Source organism: Citrobacter europaeus, from assembly GCF_037482245.1.
GTDB classification, from domain to species: Bacteria; Pseudomonadota; Gammaproteobacteria; order Enterobacterales; family Enterobacteriaceae; genus Citrobacter; species Citrobacter europaeus.
This window is the reverse complement of record NZ_CP148084.1, coordinates 4737205-4754477: the sequence shown is the minus strand read 5'-3', so window position 1 is coordinate 4754477 and position 17273 is coordinate 4737205. Positions and strand designations below refer to the sequence as shown.

Genomic DNA, 17273 nt, shown 5'->3' with positions numbered 1-17273 from the left:
CATTTATGCCGCCCTCCGGCAATTTATAAACGACGCAATAATTTTGCCGGGTTGCCCGCGTACACACCTTTCTCGGTAATCGATTTGGTCACTACGCTTCCCGCGCCGATGACTGCGCCATCGCAGATAGTGACCGCCAGAATGGTCGCTCCACTGCCGATCGAAACATCGTCTCCAATGATAATTCTCCCCCAACTGTTGCGGTCAGCGTTGGGTTTTCCTTCGCGAAACATATCGTTGGCGAACATCACGCCATGACCGATAAAACAGCGGGCGCCCAGGGTGACATATTCGCAGATGAAGGTGTGCGACTGAATTTTGCTGTCTGCGCCAATCTGCGTATTGCCCTGGATTTCTACAAATGGTCCGACAAAGACGTTGTCACCCAATGTGCAGTCGTAGAGATTGGCGGGCTCATAAATCACCACGTTCTCACCGCAGGTAACGTTGCGGACAGCGGATTGTCTTATCTGCATACTTCATCCTGTGAAATGTGTCGTGACATTCATCATTCCCCGTTGACCTTTCTTGCACAAAACATAAACAAAAAATGTAGATCTCTGTCACATTTTTGCGTTATACAGAAACCTCGTCACTGAACAGGAGGGGTCGTTATGACGTCGCTATCTCGTCCGCGCGTGGAGTTTATCTCCACCATCTTACAGACTGTGTTGAATTTGGGGCTGCTGAGTCTGGGCCTGATCCTGGTTGTATTCCTCGGGAAAGAAACGCTGCATCTGGCAGATGTGCTGTTCGCGCCGGAACAAACCAGCAAGTATGAGCTGGTGGAAGGGCTGGTGGTTTACTTCCTCTACTTTGAATTTATCGCCTTGATTGTGAAATACTTTCAGTCAGGGTTTCACTTTCCGCTGCGCTATTTTGTCTATATCGGGATCACCGCGATTGTGCGGTTGATCATTGTCGATCATAAAGCGCCGATGGATGTGCTGATCTATTCTGCGGCGATCCTGCTGCTGGTGATCACCCTGTGGTTGTGCAATTCCAAACGGCTGAAGCGAGAGTAACAGACAACACGCCGCAATCGGGCTGCGGCGTGTAGACGTGGTTAATGACTGGCGAATATCTTAATCAGGCCGATTCTATTTGCTTTCATTTACGGTTTCCATCATGAGCTGTTGCTGCTTTTCTTTGGACAAGCGAGCGATGCCAAAGCCAGTGAAACCCCATAGCGTCGCAAAGAAAATGCCACTCCAGCAGAGAATAGCCCACGGAAGATAGCTTAATGTAGCAACACCAAGCGTACCTGCCATGTAGGCACCCGCGGCAGTCCAGGGCAGAATCGGTTCAAATATGGTGGCAGAGTCTTCTACAGTCCTCGCCAGATTTTTTGGATGTAGCCCGCGCTCAATATAAGCACTTCGTAACATTTCAATCGGGATCAGGATTGAGATCTGACCATTACAGGTCACGCTAATCATTGTTAAGCCACAGGCAATAGTCGCAAGAATCATGGTTCCTGTGGAATGAACTAATTTGAGCAGATTATGGACGATGACTTCTAAAGCGCCGCTCAAGGCCAATGTTCCCGCGAATGAAAGGGCGCAGAAACAAATAAGCAACGTACTCATCATCGAGTTCATGCCACCGCGGTTGAGCAAATTACCTAATAGCGGATTAACATCTTTATCGGTAAGCATTGAAACGTTAAATCCGTCTACTGCACTTTTTACAATGTCGTGTAGTGCGAAACCCTGAATGACGCTGGCGTTGATCATGGCTACCAGTGCCGAAACAAGCATAATTGGAATAGTTGGTTTCTTGGTAATCGAACCGTACAGGACAATGGCAATGGGGAGCAATAACAACAAATTAAAATGATAAATCCCCTTTAATCCCTCTGTAATTAGCTGAACTTTGTCGGGCACGGTTGAGCCGCCGAGATCGCCATTCATTCCATAGAGGGTCATAACAACGGCTGACAGAATCAATGAGGGAAGGGTTGTGTAAAGTAAATGAGCGATGTGTTCATAGAGATCTATCTGGGCCGCCATCGCGGCCAGGTTAGTGTCGCCAGAAAGAGGTGACAGTTTGTCCCCGAAATAAGCCCCCGCCACAATAGCGCCAGCAGTTGCTGCCAGATTAGCCTCCATTCCGATGGCCACACCCATAAATGCTACACCGACAGTGCCTGCCGATCCCCAGGATGTCCCTGTGCATACAGAGACGACGGCAGTAACGAGCAGGGCGGTCACATAGATCATTGAAGGATTTATCAGATTAAGGCCGTAATAAATCATCAGCGGAATAGTACCGCCTATCATCCATGTCCCAATCAGGAGGCCCACGCTGATCAAAATTAGCAGAGCAGGCATTGTTTTGGCGATTTTCTGCGATATTGATTCAAGGATTGCATTGTAGCCGTACCCCAACCGCTTAACTAACAGCGCAGCAATGACGGTTGAAAGAACCATTAATGGCTCAGGTGGCAGATCGAAAGCTGCATAGCCAACTCCCAGCAATAGAACCATCGCTAGTATTGGTAACAATGATTCCACCAGAGTTGGTGTTCTTGGAGTATTGTTATTATTCATGGAGGGAAACTCCTGTAGTGAAGGGTATGCTCTGATAAATCCGTTCAAATGCTTGTGTAAGAGTGGTTCTTGGCGTGGCGATGTTCACGCGGAAAAAACCAAGTCCTTCATCGCCAAAATCTGATCCCCAACTCATCTCAACACCAGCGAGGGAGACAAACCAATGGCGTAGTTGCTCTTCGCTGATGTTCATCGCTCGGTAGTCGATCCACAACATGTAAGTTCCACCACCAGAGGCGACAACCCAGTCTGGAAAATGAGCCTGGCAGAATGATTGAACCCAGCGCCTGTTTTCGGCCAAATAATTTTTTAATGCTGCTAACCAAGAATCGCCATGGCGGTAAGCACAGAGAAATGCAGGAACAGAGAAATAACCAGGATTATGGATACCTGCTGCAATAAGAGCTGATTTAAACTTTTCACGATACTTATCATTAGCAATAACAATATTGGCGATTTCAAGTCCGGCCATATTGAATGTTTTTGCTGGAGATGTACAAATAAACGAGTTTTGTGCAACGTATGAACTTATCGAAGAGATTGTTTGATGTTGTTTTTTGGTGAAATTGAAGTCTGCATGAACATCATCGGAAATAATAAAAACATTATATTTCTCTGCTAATGAAGCTATTTTTCTCAGATTGTCTTCTGACCAGATTGTTCCTGTTGGATTATGCGGCGATATTAGAATAAAACAACAAGCCGTTTTAAACTTATCTTCGAGATCCGCAAAGTCTATTTCATAGCGGTGGTCACGATAAAGTAACGCACTTTCCAGCAATACTCTATGGTTGACTTCAACTGCATGGCTAATAGGATGATAGGCTGGGGCCAGGCTGACAATAGCATCTCCCGGCTGGGTAAAGTTCTGGATAAATAATGAGACGGCTTGTACCACTCGTGGGCAAAAAACAATGTGTTCAGGGTTGACCTTCCACGAGTAATGGCGTTGGTACCACTGTGCTGTTACTTGCTGCCAGTCATCACTTAATAATGTATAACCGTAGATACCTTTCTGATTTGCGACTGACAATTCAGAAACTATAAAATCAGCTACGGGGATATCCATATCAGCTACAGACAGAGGGATGATGTCACGCCCCTTGTTATTATATTTAGCGCTATAGGTTCCGTCGCGTGAAATAACTTTATCAAAATTATAAACTTTCATATTTGTTACTCGCCCGATTTTATCGTTAGGGTAATGTAATATTTCGAGAGTGGAAGTGTTATTCTGTATTTTGTTTTCGTCATTATGAAAATTTGCATATGTGATGCTTATCACAAAGATGTTAACTGTCTGTCAATAAAAATAATCCAGTGAGTGTAAACGTTTTACATCGCTTAAGCGTATGGAATTTACATAAAAAAAGGGCGCTCCGTAGAGCGCCGAATAACAGTCACAGGTTGGGATAACATAAATTGAGGGTTGCAGTGGCATTGCCCGTTGCCGGGCGGTTACTTCGGTAAAACTTAACCTTTCACACCACCCGCCGTCAGGCCGTTGACCAGCCAGCGCTGCGCCAGCAGGAATACCAGAGTGATCGGAATGGCTGAAAGTACAGCTGCGGCGGCAAAGTCGCCCCACAAGTAGTTCTGTGGATTGAGGTACTGCTGCATACCTACCGCGAGGGTGTAGCTGTTCACATCACGCAGCAGCAGTGACGCGACCGGTACTTCGGTAATGGCGGCAATGAACGACAGAATAAACACGACCGCCAGAATCGGAACGGAAAGCGGTAACAGCACCAGGCGGAAAGCCTGCCACGGCGTAGCGCCATCCAGCGCGGCCGCTTCTTCCAGCGAACCGTCGATGGTTTCGAAATAGCCCTTAATCGTCCACACATGCAGCGCAATACCGCCGAGATAAGCAAAGATCACGCCGCCGTGAGTGTTCAGGCCGATAAACGGAATGTACTGGCCCAGGCGATCAAACAAAGCATACAACGCGACCAGAGACAGTACCGCCGGGAACATCTGGAAAATCAGCATCCCTTTCAGCAGGGTTGCTTTGCCCGGGAATCGCATACGGGCAAAGGCGTAAGCACAGGTGGTGGAAAGCGTCACGATACCGATCGCAGTAATGGTGGCCACTTTCACCGAGTTCCACAGCCATAACAGCACCGGGAACGGCGGCGGGGTCACGCGGCCATCCGCGTGCTCAACGCTAAAGCCCAGCGCCAGTTTCCAGTGCTCCCAGGAGATGTTTTCCGGGATCAGGCTGCCGGTAGCAAAGTTACCTTCGCGCAGCGAGATAGCGATAACCATCAGCAGCGGGAACATGATCGCCGCGATAAAAATCAGCAGCCCTAAGTGCGTTGCGAATAAACGTAACTTTTGAGATTTGGGTTGAACCATAGCCATAATATTTTTACTCCCCTTGATACCGCTCCAGGCTATTTTGCTTGCCATTTTGAACTCGGGCAGTGCTCAGAATCCTCACGTACTACGTGTACGCTCCGGTTCTTCCGCGCTGGCCGAGCTCAAACTGCCCGCGCCAATGACGCCTGGTTATTCCAATTAATCAAACTTCATACGTGTGGCTTTCAGGTTCACAATCGCCAGCGCGCCAACCAGCAGGAAGATCAGTGTGGCAATCGCCGCCGCCAGACCGAAGTCCTGACCACCGCCGCCTTCAAAGGCAATACGATAGGTGTAGCTCACGAGCAGATCGGTATAACCGGCTGGCGTGGTGGTACCGAGCCTGTCAGGACCACCGTTGGTCAACAGTTGAATCAGCACGAAGTTGTTAAAGTTAAAGGCGAAGCTGGCGATCATCAGCGGCGTCAGGGGCTTGATCAGCAGCGGCAACGTAATCTTAAAGAAGTTCTGGAACGGACCTGCGCCATCCATCGCCGAGGCTTCGTACAGATCGTCAGGAATTGCTTTCAGCAGGCCCATGCACAGGATCATCATGTATGGATAGCCCAGCCAGGTGTTGACGATAATAATCATCGAACGCGCGGTGGTTGGGTCGCTGAACCAGGCCGGCTTGATGCCAAACAGCGCGCTCAGCATCATGTTAATTTCACCAAAGCTCTGGTTGAACAGCCCTTTGAAAATCAGAATCGAGATAAACGATGGCACGGCATACGGCAGAATCAGCAGGACGCGGTAAATCGCTTTGCCCTTCAGGGATTCCCACTGCACCAGACAGGCGAGCACCATGCCGACGGCCACGGTCAAAATAACGGTCAGTACCGAGAAGACCACCGTCCAGACGAAGATAGCGAAGAACGGTTTCTGGATGCCCTCGTCGGTAAAGACGCGGGTAAAATTATCCCAGCCAATAGTAACGGTGTAGCCCGGGCTAAGCTTGTCATCGCCCCAGTTACCGTCTGCATTCACCGACTGATAGAAACCAATGTCGTTGTTCGGACGATATTTTACACCGCTCTGGCTGTTGGTGAGCGTACCGTCATCAGCGAGCGCATAGAGTGGCTGCGTGCCGGAGAACTGGCGCAGTGAACTCATAATCACCTTGCTTTCATCCGGCAGGATGGCGGTCAATTGGGTTAATGCCTGGCGATTTTGCGTAATGATACGCAGCGTTGCACGCTCGCCCGCTGGCAGCGCTTCGGCTTCTTTCAACTGCAGCTTCTGTTCGCCGCCAAATTTAAAGGCGTCGGAGAGATAATTCTTGCCGGTTTCACCGTCGGTGAGGGCCAGTTGCCACTCATCACCCGCCGGATACAGGCCAAAATTGTAGGTTTTACCCGCCTGATAAGAACGATCCATCAGAACTTCCTGAGCGCGTTCAAAGGTCAGTTGGTTGGTGCTGCTGTAGTTGGTAAAGGCAATGGCGATCGTACAAATCAGCGGAAACAGGACAAACAGCCCCATACCGGCAACGCCTGGATAAACATAGCGCCAGGCATAGGCTTTACGGTTAGCAAAAATATACAGGCCAGCAGAGCTTAAAATCAGCGTCATGATGGCAAACAGGTACTCCCCCTGAGCGTACATCAAAACAACAAGGTAACCGACCAGCAGCCCAAGCAGACCCATCACTGACCATTTCAGCGTGTCGCTTTGCCACCAGTGTTTCTTTTTAATGACATCCATGGGGATCTTCCTCTACAACATTGAACATCTGTCGGCAAAAGTGCCTGATGGCGCTGCGCTTATCAGGCCTACGGTGAGTTGTAGGCCGGATAAGGCATTTATGCCGCCATCCGGCACGTGTGCTACAGCACTACTTGGTGATACGACCTTGTGCATCTTTCAGTGCGGCATCGACGGTCTGACGACCGCTGGCTGCGTTAATCACTGCGGTACGTACGGCATACCAGAATGCGGACATCTGTGGGATGTTCGGCATGATTTCGCCTTTCTGGGCGTTATCCATGGTGGCGGCGATGCGTGGGTCTTTTGCTAACTGATCCTGGAAGGATTTCAGCGCAACGGCGCCCAGTGGTTTGTCCTTATTCACTTCATCCAGACCCTGATCGGTCAGCAGGTAGTTTTCGAGGAACTCTTTCGCCAGCTCTTTGTTCGGGCTGGCGGCGTTGATACCCGCGCTCAGCACGCCAACAAACGGTTTAGACGGCTTGCCTTTGAAGGTTGGCAACAGCGCGACGCCGTAGTTGATTTTGCTCTTGTCGATGTTAGACCATGCCCACGGGCCGTTGATGGTCATCGCGGTATCGCCTTTGTTAAAGGCCGCTTCAGCGATGGAGTAATCGGTATCCGCGTTCATGTGTTTGTTCTTGATCAGGTCAACCAGGAAGGTCAGGCCCGCTTTCGCGCCAGCGTTATCCACGCCCACGTCTTTCACGTCGTACTTGCCGTTTTCAAACTTGAACGCGTAACCGCCGTCGGCGGCAATCAGCGGCCAGGTGAAGTACGGTTCTTGCAGGTTGAACATCAGCGCGGATTTACCTTTCGCCTTCAGTTCTTTATCCAGTGCAGGAATTTCTTCCCAGGTTTTCGGTGGATTTGGCACGAGGTCTTTGTTGTAAATCAGCGACAGCGCTTCAACCGCGATCGGGTAGGCAATTAGTTTGCCGTTATAGCGTACGGCATCCCAGGTGAACGGATAGAGCTTGTCCTGGAATGCTTTGTCAGGCGTTATTTCAGCCAGCAGGCCAGACTGAGCGTAGCCGCCAAAACGGTCATGCGCCCAGAAGATGATGTCCGGGCCGTCGCCGGTCGCGGCAACCTGCGGGAATTTCTCTTCCAGTTTGTCCGGGTGCTCAATGGTGACTTTGATCCCGGTGTCTTTCTCGAATTTTTTGCCCACTTCAGCGAGGCCGTTATAGCCTTTGTCGCCGTTAATCCAGATAACCAGCTTACCTTCTTCAATCTTGGCGAGAGCCGAGGCGGAAAACATCATCGTCGTTAATGCAGACAATGCGAGGATGCGTGCGCCAGTTTTGATTTTCATAGTTCCCATCCTGTTTGGTGATTTTGCAGAGGTGGCTTAACGGTTACTAGTTTCTTTATACGACAACCTCTTTCCATCCTCCTTACCCCTACGCCCCACCCGCTCTTTATGTGATCTGTGTTACATAAATGTGAGTATTGCGTACTGGCGCACATAAAAACCCACCGATTTTTGCAGGCCGCATCACGAAATTCCTCCGCTGCGTACGGCCCGGGTCTCAGACGCTGCTCTCTCATCCTCCCGCCTCCTCCCCCATAAAAAAGCCGGGGGGTGGAGGATTCACGCAGTCAAGGGATCACGCATAGTCAGCCCATCATGAATGTTGCTGTCGATGACAGGTTGTAACGAAGGGAGAAGGGCATGGCGAGCGTACAGCTGCGAAATGTAACGAAAGCCTGGGGTGACGTGGTGGTATCGAAAGATATCAATCTCGACATTCACGAAGGGGAATTCGTGGTGTTTGTCGGACCTTCAGGCTGCGGTAAGTCGACCTTGCTGCGTATGATTGCCGGGCTTGAAACCATCACCAGTGGCGATCTGTTTATCGGGGAGACCCGGATGAACGACATTCCACCCGCCGAACGCGGTGTGGGCATGGTCTTTCAGTCCTATGCGTTGTATCCCCATTTATCTGTCGCGGAAAACATGTCGTTCGGCCTCAAACTGGCCGGAGCGAAAAAAGAGGTGATGAATCAGCGCGTGAACCAGGTCGCGGAAGTTCTGCAACTGGCGCACCTGCTGGAACGTAAACCGAAAGCACTTTCCGGCGGACAACGTCAGCGTGTGGCGATTGGCCGTACGCTGGTCGCCGAACCGCGCGTATTCCTGCTGGATGAACCCCTGTCGAACCTGGACGCCGCACTGCGCGTGCAGATGCGTATTGAAATTTCCCGCCTGCATAAACGTCTTGGCCGCACGATGATTTACGTCACCCACGATCAGGTCGAAGCGATGACGCTGGCCGACAAAATTGTGGTGCTGGATGCCGGTCGCGTAGCGCAGGTCGGTAAGCCCCTGGAGCTGTATCACTACCCGGCGGACCGCTTTGTAGCGGGCTTCATTGGTTCGCCGAAGATGAACTTCCTGCCGGTGAAAGTCACGGCAACGGCCATCGATCAAGTGCAGGTTGAGCTGCCCAACCGCCAGCAAATCTGGCTACCGGTAGACAGCCATGCGGTGCAGGTTGGCGCCAACATGTCTTTAGGTATCCGCCCGGAACATCTGCTGCCCAGCGATATCGCCGATGTCACCCTCGAAGGTGAAGTGCAGGTGGTCGAGCAGCTGGGTCACGAAACACAAATTCATATCCAGATCCCCGCCATCCGTCAAAACCTGGTTTACCGCCAGAACGACGTGGTGTTGGTAGAAGAGGGTGCCACATTCGCTATCGGCCTGCCGCCAGAGCGTTGCCATCTGTTCCGTGAGGATGGCACTGCATGTCGTCGGTTGCACAAAGAGCCGGGCGTTTAAGGTCCCCATAAAAAAACGAAACGCAAAACCATTCGCAGTTTTAGAAGGTGGCAGCGTTTAAAGAAAAGCAATGATCTCAGGAGATAGAACGATGATTACTCTGCGCAAACTCCCTCTGGCGGTTGCTGTAGCAGCAGGCATTATGTCTGTTCAGGCAATGGCTGTGGATTTCCATGGTTATGCTCGTTCCGGCATTGGCTGGACAGGTAGCGGCGGTGAACAACAATGTTTCCAGGCAACAGGTGCACAAAGTAAATACCGTCTTGGTAACGAATGTGAAACCTATGCGGAAATCAAATTAGGTCAGGAAGTGTGGAAAGAGGGCGATAAGAGCTTCTACTTCGACACCAACGTTGCCTACTCCGTTGCACAGCAGAATGACTGGGAAGCGACCGATCCTGCTTTCCGCGAAGCCAACGTGCAGGGTAAAAACCTGATTGAATGGCTGCCGGGTTCCACCATCTGGGCCGGTAAACGTTTCTATCAGCGTCATGACGTCCACATGATCGACTTCTACTACTGGGATATTTCAGGTCCTGGTGCTGGTATTGAAAACATCGATCTGGGCTTCGGTAAACTGTCTCTGGCCGCAACCCGTTCTCAGGAAGCGGGTGGTTCTTACACCTTCAGTAGCCAGAATATCTACGACACCTCTAAAGATACCGCGAACGACGTATTTGACGTACGTTTAGCGCAGATGGCTACTAACCCTGACGGTATGCTGGAACTGGGTGTGGACTATGGCCGCGCGAATAAAACCGACGGTTACAGCTACGCGGATGACGCAACGAAAGATGGTTGGATGTTCACCGCAGAACACACCCAAAGTATGCTGAAAGGCTATAACAAATTTGTTGTTCAGTACGCGACTGACGCCATGACAACGCAAGGTAAGGGCGGCTCGCAGGGGACTTACGGCTCTACCTTCGATACTCAGGTATCTCCAGATGCACCTGTCATCCATCATGTAGACAACAACATCAATAACAATGGTAGCCTGGTACGCGTACTTGACCATGGTGCAATCTCTCTGGGCGACAAGTGGGACCTGATGTACGTCGGTATGTATCAGAACATCGACCTGGATAACGACCTGGGTACCGAATGGTACACCGTGGGTATCCGTCCGATGTACAAATGGACGCCGATCATGAGCACCTTGCTGGAAGTCGGTTACGACAACGTTAAATCGCAGCAGACCAGCGATCGCAACAGCCAGTACAAAATCACCCTGGCGCAACAATGGCAGGCTGGCGACAGCATCTGGTCTCGCCCGGCAATCCGCGTCTTCGCAACCTATGCCAAATGGGATGAAGAGTGGGGTTACGTGAAAAATGGCGACAAAGTTTCTAAATATGCCGCCGCAACTAACTCTGGTATCAGCACCACCAGCCGTGGCGACAGCGATGAGTGGTCCTTCGGTGCCCAGATGGAAATCTGGTGGTAATCCAGCACTAACCTGACGTAAAGACCGAAAGAGGGGCGCAAGCCCCTCTTGATTACGGTTTAGCGCGCTATTGCCTGGCCACCGCTGAACCCATGCTATCTGAGGTGATAACAATGAAAATGAAGAAAAGTCTCGTTGCCCTTTGTTTATCTGCAGGGTTATTTGCCAGCGCGCCTGGCATCAGCCTGGCCGATGTTAATATTGTTCCGCAGAACACCACCGCGGCCCCAACAATCCCCACTGCCGCGCTGCAACAGTTGACCTGGACGCCGGTTGATCAATCCAAAACCCAATCGACACAGCTTGCGACAGCGGGCCAGCGTCTTGATATCGCGGGTATTACCGGCCCGGTCGCGGCCTATAGCGTGCCGGCGAACATTGGCGAACTGACCCTGACGCTGTCCAGTGAGGTCAACAAACAAACCAGCGTATTTGCGCCAAACGTCTTAATTCTTGACCAAAACATGACGCCATCTGCGTTCTTCCCCAGCAGCTATTTCACCTACCAGGAGCCCGGCGTGATGAGTGCCGATCGCCTGGAAGGGGTCATGCGTCTGACGCCTGCGCTGGGCCAGCAAAAACTTTATGTTCTGGTCTTTACTACTGATAAAGATCTCCAGCAGACCACGACTCTGCTTGACCCGGCAAAAGCCTATGCCAAGGGGGTAGGTAACGCGATTCCGGATATCCCTGACCCGATCGCTCGTCATACCACCGACGGCCTGCTGAAACTGAAAGTCAAAACCAGCTCCTCCTCCAGCGTTCTGGTCGGGCCGCTGTTTGGCTCGTCCGGCCCAGGTCCGGTTACGGTTGGTAATACCGCCGCACCAGCGGTGGCTTATGCAGCTCCGGCAGCAGCAGTTGCCGCACCTGCGCCGCAGCCGGTGAAGAAAAGTGAGCCGATGCTGAACGACACGGAAAGCTATTTTAATCAGGGCATTAAGGATGCAGTTGCGAAAGGCGATGTCGATAAAGCGCTGAAGCTGCTTGATGAAGCTGAACGTCTGGGATCCAAATCTGCCCGATCCACCTTTATCAGCAGTGTAAAAGGCAAGGGGTAAACATCTCCCCACATTGTTGATTTTGCAACAACTGGTGCGTCTCCTGGCGCACCTTTTTTTATCCTTCGGTGCTAATTGTTACACTTATGTTGCCCTACCGATCACTTAATTGTGTTTGCTCACCCCGTAATGCCTTTTCTGCGATACAATGCCTTCAGGTTATAAATCGGAGAGTAAGGCATGCCACACCCTGCGTTAACGCAACTGCGTGCGCTGCGTTATTTTGATGCGATCCCGGCGCTGGACGCCCAACTGCTCGACTGGTTGTTACTGGAAGATTCCATGACTAAACGTTTTGAGCAGCAGGGAAAACAGGTCACCGTCACGTTGATTCGCGAAGAATTCGTTGGGCAAAATGAGGTGTCTGAAGAGCTGCCGCTGCTGCCTGAAGAGCCCCGCTATTGGTTACGTGAAATCCTGTTATGCGCGGATGGTGAACCCTGGCTTGCCGGACGGACCGTAGTGCCTGAATCAACCTTGTGCGGTCCTGAACTGGCCTTACAAAACCTGGGGAAAACCCCGCTCGGACGCTACCTGTTTACGTCATCAACATTGACCCGAGATTTTATTGAGATTGGCCGCGATGCAGCGCTGTGGGGGCGTCGTTCCCGCCTGCGGCTGAGCGGTAAGCCGCTGATGCTTACCGAGCTTTTTCTGCCTGCATCGCCGTTGTACTGAGAGGAAGATAAAGATGGAGTGGAGTCTGACGCAGAATAAGCTGTTGGCGTTTCACCGCTTGATGCGTACGGATAAGCCAATCGGCGCCTTACTACTGCTCTGGCCTACGCTGTGGGCATTGTGGGTGGCGACCCCGGGCATGCCGCAACTGTGGATCCTGGCGGTTTTTGTTGCCGGAGTATGGTTAATGCGCGCCGCCGGATGCGTGGTGAATGATTATGCCGACAGGAAATTTGACGGACACGTTAAACGCACCGCAAATCGACCGCTGCCGAGCGGGGCCGTAACCGAGAAAGAAGCCCGAACGCTGTTCATCGTATTGGTGCTGCTGGCCTTCCTGCTGGTTTTAACACTCAACACGATGACCATATTGTTATCCGTTGCGGCGTTAGCATTGGCGTGGGTTTACCCCTTTATGAAGCGCTATACGCATCTGCCGCAGGTGGTGCTGGGGGCGGCGTTTGGCTGGTCGATCCCGATGGCGTTTGCCGCCGTGAGCGAATCCGTACCGCTGAGCTGCTGGCTGATGTTCCTCGCCAATATCCTCTGGGCAGTGGCCTATGATACGCAATATGCCATGGTTGACCGGGATGATGACCTGAAGATAGGCATTAAATCGACCGCGATTCTGTTTGGTAAGAACGACAAGCTGATTATCGGTGTTTTGCAGGTTGGCGTGCTGGTGTTGATGGCGCTGGTGGGTTGGCTAAACGGGTTAGGGCTGGGTTATTACTGGTCTCTGCTGGTGGCGGGCGCGCTGTTTGTCTATCAGCAGAAACTGATCGTCAATCGCGAACGTGATGCCTGTTTTAAAGCGTTTATGAACAATAATTACGTCGGTCTGGTGTTGTTCTTAGGACTGGCGATGAGCTACTGGCATTTTTGAGTTTGGTCTAGTCTGCAAAATAAAAAACCGGTCAGTCATTCCGACCGGTTTTTTTATGCTTACTCGCCTTGTGTAGCGCTCTCGATGGTCAGACGCACATCTGACGTGACCAGTTCGGCCAGCATCTGATAGATCTTCATCGTCTCTTCCGGTTCGGCATCTCCGGTGTCGCTGATGAATCCCTCGTCACGCAGCGTCAGCACCAGGGAGCTGAACACGGCTTTATCGAAGAATTCCGGCGCGTTAATGCCGTGCAGCACGGAGAGGCGTTGCGCCACGGTGCGGCTCTCTTTCTCCAGCGTACCACGGTTGATCGACGGATTGGCGCTCAGCAACCAGAAGGTAATGGCGTAGCGTTGCAACGTCTCGCGAGCGCCTGCCGCCAGCAGCTGTAGCGTACGGGAGCGGGCCGGATTGATATGCAGTTCGTCATCGGTCAGGGTGATAAGTCCCTGGCGCTGCATTTCGCTGGCCAGTTCGTCAATCACTCCGGCAAGTTCATCACGCTCCCAGCGTAAGAACAGCTCCGCTTTCAGCATCGGATACAGCGCATCAATATGCTGCTGTAGCGCGGCGCGTGAAATACGACGATGCTGAGTCACGATGGCTGCCATCAACGAAGGCAGAACCAGCATATGCGCAATGTTGTTGCGGTAGTAGGTCATCAATACCGCCTGCTCGCGCGGCAAAATGATGATGTCGCCGATGGTGTCTTTCTCGACCTCAAACTTGTTCATCTGCAAGGCGTGATCGATCAATTCACTGGCGCTCTGCGCAGGAACTGTAGCATCTGCCGCGTACGGCACATTGCGTAGCAGGCTGAGATAGCAGTCAAGCTGCTCGGTCAGCTGTTCACGGGTCAGAGAGCGCTGGCGGGAAGCCAGTAACGCAGTACAGCACAGGTTCATGGCGTTGGCCGCGCCTGCGTTGTTAATGCGCACCATTAGATCGGCGGCAATGTTATTCACCGTCGGCGTTAGCCAGGCTGGGCGGATAGACTCGATAGGATCAATCGATTCACGCCACTCCGGCACGTGCTGGTTAAGGTAAGTCATCAACGGCATTGGTTCACCAAAGTTGACATAGCCCTGACCCAGATTACGCAGCTTGCTTAAGCCACGCAGCATTTGCGGCAGACTCTCTTTTTCTTTCGTCGCGCCACGCAGCTCTTTGGCGTAGGTGCCTACTTCCATTACGTGCTCATAGCCGATGTAGATCGGTACGAGGGTAATCGGACGCGTTCCGCCACGCAGCATCGCCTGAATAGTCATCGACAGCGTGCCGGTTTTCGGGTCGAGCAAACGACCGGTACGTGAACGGCCACCTTCGACAAAATACTCAACCGAGTAGCCGCGGCTGAACAGTTCGCCCAGGTATTCGCGGAAAACGGTGGAATAGAGCTTGTTACCCTTGAAGGTACGACGAATAAAGAATGCGCCCAGACGGCGGAAAATCGGACCCGCTGGCCAGAAGTTCAGGTTGATACCGGCAGCGATGTGCGGCGGAACCAGACCCTGGTGGTACAGAACGTACGACAGCAGCATATAGTCCATATGGCTGCGGTGGCACGGGACATACACGATTTCGTGCCCATCGTGCGCCAGTTGACGGACACGCTCCGCATTGTGAACGTTAATCCCCTGATACAGCCGGTTCCAGGTAAAGCCCAGAATACGGTCGGTCAGACGGATCATCTCGTAGGAGAAGTTGGCGGCAATCTCTTCCATCAGCGCAATGGCGTTTTGCTGCGCTTTTTCGTGGGAGATTTTTTTACTGCGCGCTTCGTCTTCTACCGCGCGAGCGATAGCTTTTGAGGCCAGCAGCTTATTAAACAGGTCCTGGCGGGCAGGGAGGCGCGGGCCAACTGCGGCCAGACGCTGACGAGCAAAGTGCATGCGCGCCACGCGAGCCAGCTTCTGAGCAATGATCTTATCCGTACCGTGTTCATCCGCCATGCGACGCAAGGAGACTGACGGGGAGAAGCGGACAAAACTGTCGCGTCCCAGCCAGGACACAGCAAAGAATTTCTGTACACCGTTCAGCATGCGCAGCGGCGGATTGACTTCGCCTTTTTCACGCCCTGGCGCACGGCCAAACATCACCGAAACCGGCACCATCTGCACATCCAGGTCTGGATTGCTGCGATGCAGATCGAGATAGTTATGGAACAGCTTGATGGACTCTTCTTTCGGCGTGTAATAGGTGAACACACGCGGGCCGCCGTGAATAAACACGTAGCGCGGCAGCAGAGTTCCGTCTATCTCCAGCGGTTCCAGGGGATCGGGGAGATCGTGCACCAGACATTGGGCACGCAGCGTCAGCAAGTCTGCTTTTGAATTGTACGGTAAGACGTACATAATGGGACGAGAAGTATCGAGTCCCAATTCCGGGGCAGGTTCTGCCGGAATAGACTTGCTTTTTACCAGGACGCTTAATGGTAAATTCAGTAATTTGTAGTAAATTCGTGGCCAGCCGGACATAAACGATGTAAAGCCTCTGGTTAATAATGCAAATGCGCTGCAAGGATATCAGAAAGTTTAGTTAATTTCTGTGGTATCCCGTCATACTTCGCGCTGCTTTGCCACACCCTGAAACAAACGGGGTAACGTTACAATGACATTGACGCTAATAATGTAAAAAGGTTCTTTTTGATGGCCAATAATACCACTGGATTCACCCGAATTATCAAAGCTGCAGGCTATTCCTGGAAAGGTTTTCGCGCCGCATGGATCAATGAGGCGGCATTCCGTCAGGAAAGCGTTGCCGTCCTGTTGGGCGTAGCCATCGCCTGCTGGCTGGACGTCGATGCCATTACCCGCGTGCTGTTGATTGGTTCCGTGATGCTGGTGATGATCGTTGAAATCCTCAACAGTGCGATTGAGGCGGTGGTTGACCGTATTGGCTCTGAGTATCACGAACTTTCCGGTCGGGCAAAAGATATGGGGTCGGCGGCGGTATTGCTGTCTATTTTTGTCGCTCTGATCACCTGGGGCATCCTGTTGTGGTCGCATTTGCGATAAAGATTCCACAACTGCATAAATCTCCTGTTTTTTGTGCAGTTTGCGGTTCCAAAATCACCTTTAGCTGTATATACTCACAGCATAACTGTATATACACCCAGGGGGCGGAATGAAAGCGTTAACGGCCAGGCAGCAAGAGGTGTTTGATCTCATTAGGGATCACATCAGCCAGACAGGTATGCCACCGACGCGTGCGGAGATCGCGCAGCGTTTGGGGTTCCGTTCCCCAAACGCTGCTGAAGAACATCTGAAAGCGCTGGCGCGTAAAGGGGTGCTGGAAATTGTATCCGGTGCATCGCGCGGTATTCGACTGCTGCAGGAAGAAGAAGAAGGGTTACCGCTTGTTGGGCGTGTGGCTGCAGGTGAGCCACTGCTGGCGCAGCAGCACATCGAAGGCCACTACCAGGTCGATCCTTCACTGTTCAAACCGAACGCCGATTTTCTGCTGCGCGTTAGTGGTATGTCGATGAAAGATATCGGTATTATGGACGGTGATTTACTCGCTGTGCATAAAACACAGGACGTGCGTAACGGTCAGGTCGTTGTTGCCCGTATCGATGACGAAGTCACCGTTAAGCGCCTGAAAAAACAGGGCAACAAGGTTGAACTCTTGCCAGAAAACAGCGAATTTAAACCCATCGTTGTCGACCTGCGTGAGCAAAACTTCACTATCGAAGGACTGGCGGTAGGCGTTATTCGTAACGGTGAATGGCTGTAATTTTCTGTTAATGCCCTGTAGGCCGGATAAGACGTTTATGTCGCCATCCGGCAAC

The 17273-nt window shown here is 51.8% G+C and carries 15 protein-coding genes and 1 pseudogene; 9 read left to right on the top strand and 7 right to left on the bottom strand.

The window, feature by feature from the left end; genetic code table 11:
- Positions 1-23: 23 nt before the first annotated feature.
- The gene (locus WHR59_RS22265; protein ID WP_047407237.1) at positions 24-476 is read right to left on the bottom strand and encodes an acyltransferase; all 453 of its coding nucleotides are present in this window, start codon (positions 474-476) and stop codon (positions 24-26) included.
- A gap of 138 nt (positions 477-614) precedes the next feature.
- On the opposite strand from WHR59_RS22265, the gene psiE reads away from it, so the two are divergent.
- Positions 615-1025, top strand: coding sequence for a phosphate-starvation-inducible protein PsiE (psiE, locus tag WHR59_RS22260; RefSeq protein WP_003031674.1), 411 nt, complete (start codon positions 615-617; stop codon positions 1023-1025).
- 75 nt (positions 1026-1100) lie between these two features.
- On the opposite strand, the gene nhaC is transcribed toward psiE, so the two are convergent.
- The 4 genes from nhaC to malF form a co-directional block, all read right to left on the bottom strand.
- On the bottom strand, positions 1101-2552 hold the full coding sequence (gene nhaC / locus WHR59_RS22255; protein ID WP_043018068.1) for a Na+/H+ antiporter NhaC: 1452 nt from the start codon (positions 2550-2552) through the stop codon (positions 1101-1103).
- Positions 2545-3723 carry a MalY/PatB family protein gene (locus tag WHR59_RS22250; RefSeq protein WP_286523519.1) on the bottom strand — a complete coding sequence of 393 codons (1179 nt, stop codon included), beginning with the start codon at positions 3721-3723 and terminating at the stop codon, positions 2545-2547. Before WHR59_RS22250 ends, nhaC begins: the two co-directional genes overlap by 8 nt.
- 302 nt (positions 3724-4025) lie before the next feature.
- A complete protein-coding gene (malG, locus tag WHR59_RS22245) occupies positions 4026-4916 on the bottom strand; it encodes a maltose ABC transporter permease MalG (RefSeq protein ID WP_043018069.1) in 891 nt (296 codons plus the stop codon).
- A gap of 156 nt (positions 4917-5072) precedes the next feature.
- Entirely contained in the window at positions 5073-6617 is a 1545-nt protein-coding gene (gene malF, locus WHR59_RS22240) for a maltose ABC transporter permease MalF (protein WP_043018070.1), read from the bottom strand.
- Between the two features lie 40 nt (positions 6618-6657).
- Between malF and WHR59_RS24535 the strand changes: the two are divergent.
- A pseudogene (locus tag WHR59_RS24535) lies at positions 6658-6732 on the top strand (hypothetical protein); the annotation flags it as partial.
- A 15-nt stretch (positions 6733-6747) separates the two neighbouring features.
- On the opposite strand, the gene malE reads toward WHR59_RS24535, so the two are convergent.
- Positions 6748-7938, bottom strand: a complete 1191-nt coding sequence (malE, locus tag WHR59_RS22235; protein ID WP_047407230.1) for a maltose/maltodextrin ABC transporter substrate-binding protein MalE — start codon at positions 7936-7938, stop codon at positions 6748-6750.
- A 360-nt stretch (positions 7939-8298) separates the two neighbouring features.
- Here malE and malK point away from each other — a divergent pair, with 360 nt between their 5' ends.
- The 5 genes from malK (at position 8299) to ubiA (ending at position 13480) form a co-directional block, all read left to right on the top strand.
- On the top strand, positions 8299-9408 hold the full coding sequence (gene malK / locus WHR59_RS22230) for a maltose/maltodextrin ABC transporter ATP-binding protein MalK (RefSeq protein WP_003826581.1): 1110 nt from the start codon (positions 8299-8301) through the stop codon (positions 9406-9408).
- Between the two features lie 91 nt (positions 9409-9499).
- On the top strand, positions 9500-10855 hold the full coding sequence (locus WHR59_RS22225; RefSeq protein WP_087051799.1) for a maltoporin: 1356 nt from the start codon (positions 9500-9502) through the stop codon (positions 10853-10855).
- Between the two features lie 113 nt (positions 10856-10968).
- A complete protein-coding gene (gene malM / locus WHR59_RS22220) occupies positions 10969-11916 on the top strand; it encodes a maltose operon protein MalM (RefSeq protein ID WP_047407224.1) in 948 nt (315 codons plus the stop codon).
- Positions 11917-12096: 180 nt separating this feature from the next.
- Positions 12097-12594: a chorismate lyase gene (gene ubiC, locus WHR59_RS22215; protein WP_080625864.1), complete on the top strand. Its 498-nt coding sequence runs from the start codon at positions 12097-12099 to the stop codon at positions 12592-12594.
- Between the two features lie 13 nt (positions 12595-12607).
- Positions 12608-13480, top strand: coding sequence for a 4-hydroxybenzoate octaprenyltransferase (ubiA, locus tag WHR59_RS22210; RefSeq protein WP_043018076.1), 873 nt, complete (start codon positions 12608-12610; stop codon positions 13478-13480).
- A gap of 59 nt (positions 13481-13539) precedes the next feature.
- Here the strand turns inward: ubiA and plsB are convergent, their stop codons facing one another.
- Entirely contained in the window at positions 13540-15960 is a 2421-nt protein-coding gene (gene plsB / locus WHR59_RS22205) for a glycerol-3-phosphate 1-O-acyltransferase PlsB (protein ID WP_003826592.1), read from the bottom strand.
- Positions 15961-16131: 171 nt separating this feature from the next.
- Here plsB and WHR59_RS22200 point away from each other — a divergent pair, with 171 nt between their 5' ends.
- A complete protein-coding gene (locus WHR59_RS22200; protein ID WP_003826594.1) occupies positions 16132-16500 on the top strand; it encodes a diacylglycerol kinase in 369 nt (122 codons plus the stop codon).
- 109 nt (positions 16501-16609) lie between these two features.
- Positions 16610-17218, top strand: a complete 609-nt coding sequence (gene lexA, locus WHR59_RS22195) for a transcriptional repressor LexA (RefSeq protein ID WP_003826596.1) — start codon at positions 16610-16612, stop codon at positions 17216-17218.
- Positions 17219-17273 lie beyond the last annotated feature (55 nt).

What these genes read in the sequence shown, in the direction of transcription:
- WHR59_RS22200 (WP_003826594.1), top strand. Translation starts at nt 16,132, where the DNA reads ATGGCCAATAATACCACTGGATTCACCCGAATTATCAAAGCTGCAGGC.
- malG (WP_043018069.1), bottom strand. Translation starts at nt 4,916, where the DNA reads ATGGCTATGGTTCAACCCAAATCTCAAAAGTTACGTTTATTCGCAACG.
- malM (WP_047407224.1), top strand. Translation starts at nt 10,969, where the DNA reads ATGAAAATGAAGAAAAGTCTCGTTGCCCTTTGTTTATCTGCAGGGTTA.
- lexA (WP_003826596.1), top strand. Translation starts at nt 16,610, where the DNA reads ATGAAAGCGTTAACGGCCAGGCAGCAAGAGGTGTTTGATCTCATTAGG.
- psiE (WP_003031674.1), top strand. Translation starts at nt 615, where the DNA reads ATGACGTCGCTATCTCGTCCGCGCGTGGAGTTTATCTCCACCATCTTA.
- WHR59_RS22265 (WP_047407237.1), bottom strand. Translation starts at nt 476, where the DNA reads ATGCAGATAAGACAATCCGCTGTCCGCAACGTTACCTGCGGTGAGAAC.
- malE (WP_047407230.1), bottom strand. Translation starts at nt 7,938, where the DNA reads ATGAAAATCAAAACTGGCGCACGCATCCTCGCATTGTCTGCATTAACG.
- ubiC (WP_080625864.1), top strand. Translation starts at nt 12,097, where the DNA reads ATGCCACACCCTGCGTTAACGCAACTGCGTGCGCTGCGTTATTTTGAT.
- plsB (WP_003826592.1), bottom strand. Translation starts at nt 15,960, where the DNA reads ATGTCCGGCTGGCCACGAATTTACTACAAATTACTGAATTTACCATTA.
- malK (WP_003826581.1), top strand. Translation starts at nt 8,299, where the DNA reads ATGGCGAGCGTACAGCTGCGAAATGTAACGAAAGCCTGGGGTGACGTG.
- malF (WP_043018070.1), bottom strand. Translation starts at nt 6,617, where the DNA reads ATGGATGTCATTAAAAAGAAACACTGGTGGCAAAGCGACACGCTGAAA.
- nhaC (WP_043018068.1), bottom strand. Translation starts at nt 2,552, where the DNA reads ATGAATAATAACAATACTCCAAGAACACCAACTCTGGTGGAATCATTG.
- WHR59_RS22225 (WP_087051799.1), top strand. Translation starts at nt 9,500, where the DNA reads ATGATTACTCTGCGCAAACTCCCTCTGGCGGTTGCTGTAGCAGCAGGC.
- WHR59_RS22250 (WP_286523519.1), bottom strand. Translation starts at nt 3,723, where the DNA reads ATGAAAGTTTATAATTTTGATAAAGTTATTTCACGCGACGGAACCTAT.
- ubiA (WP_043018076.1), top strand. Translation starts at nt 12,608, where the DNA reads ATGGAGTGGAGTCTGACGCAGAATAAGCTGTTGGCGTTTCACCGCTTG.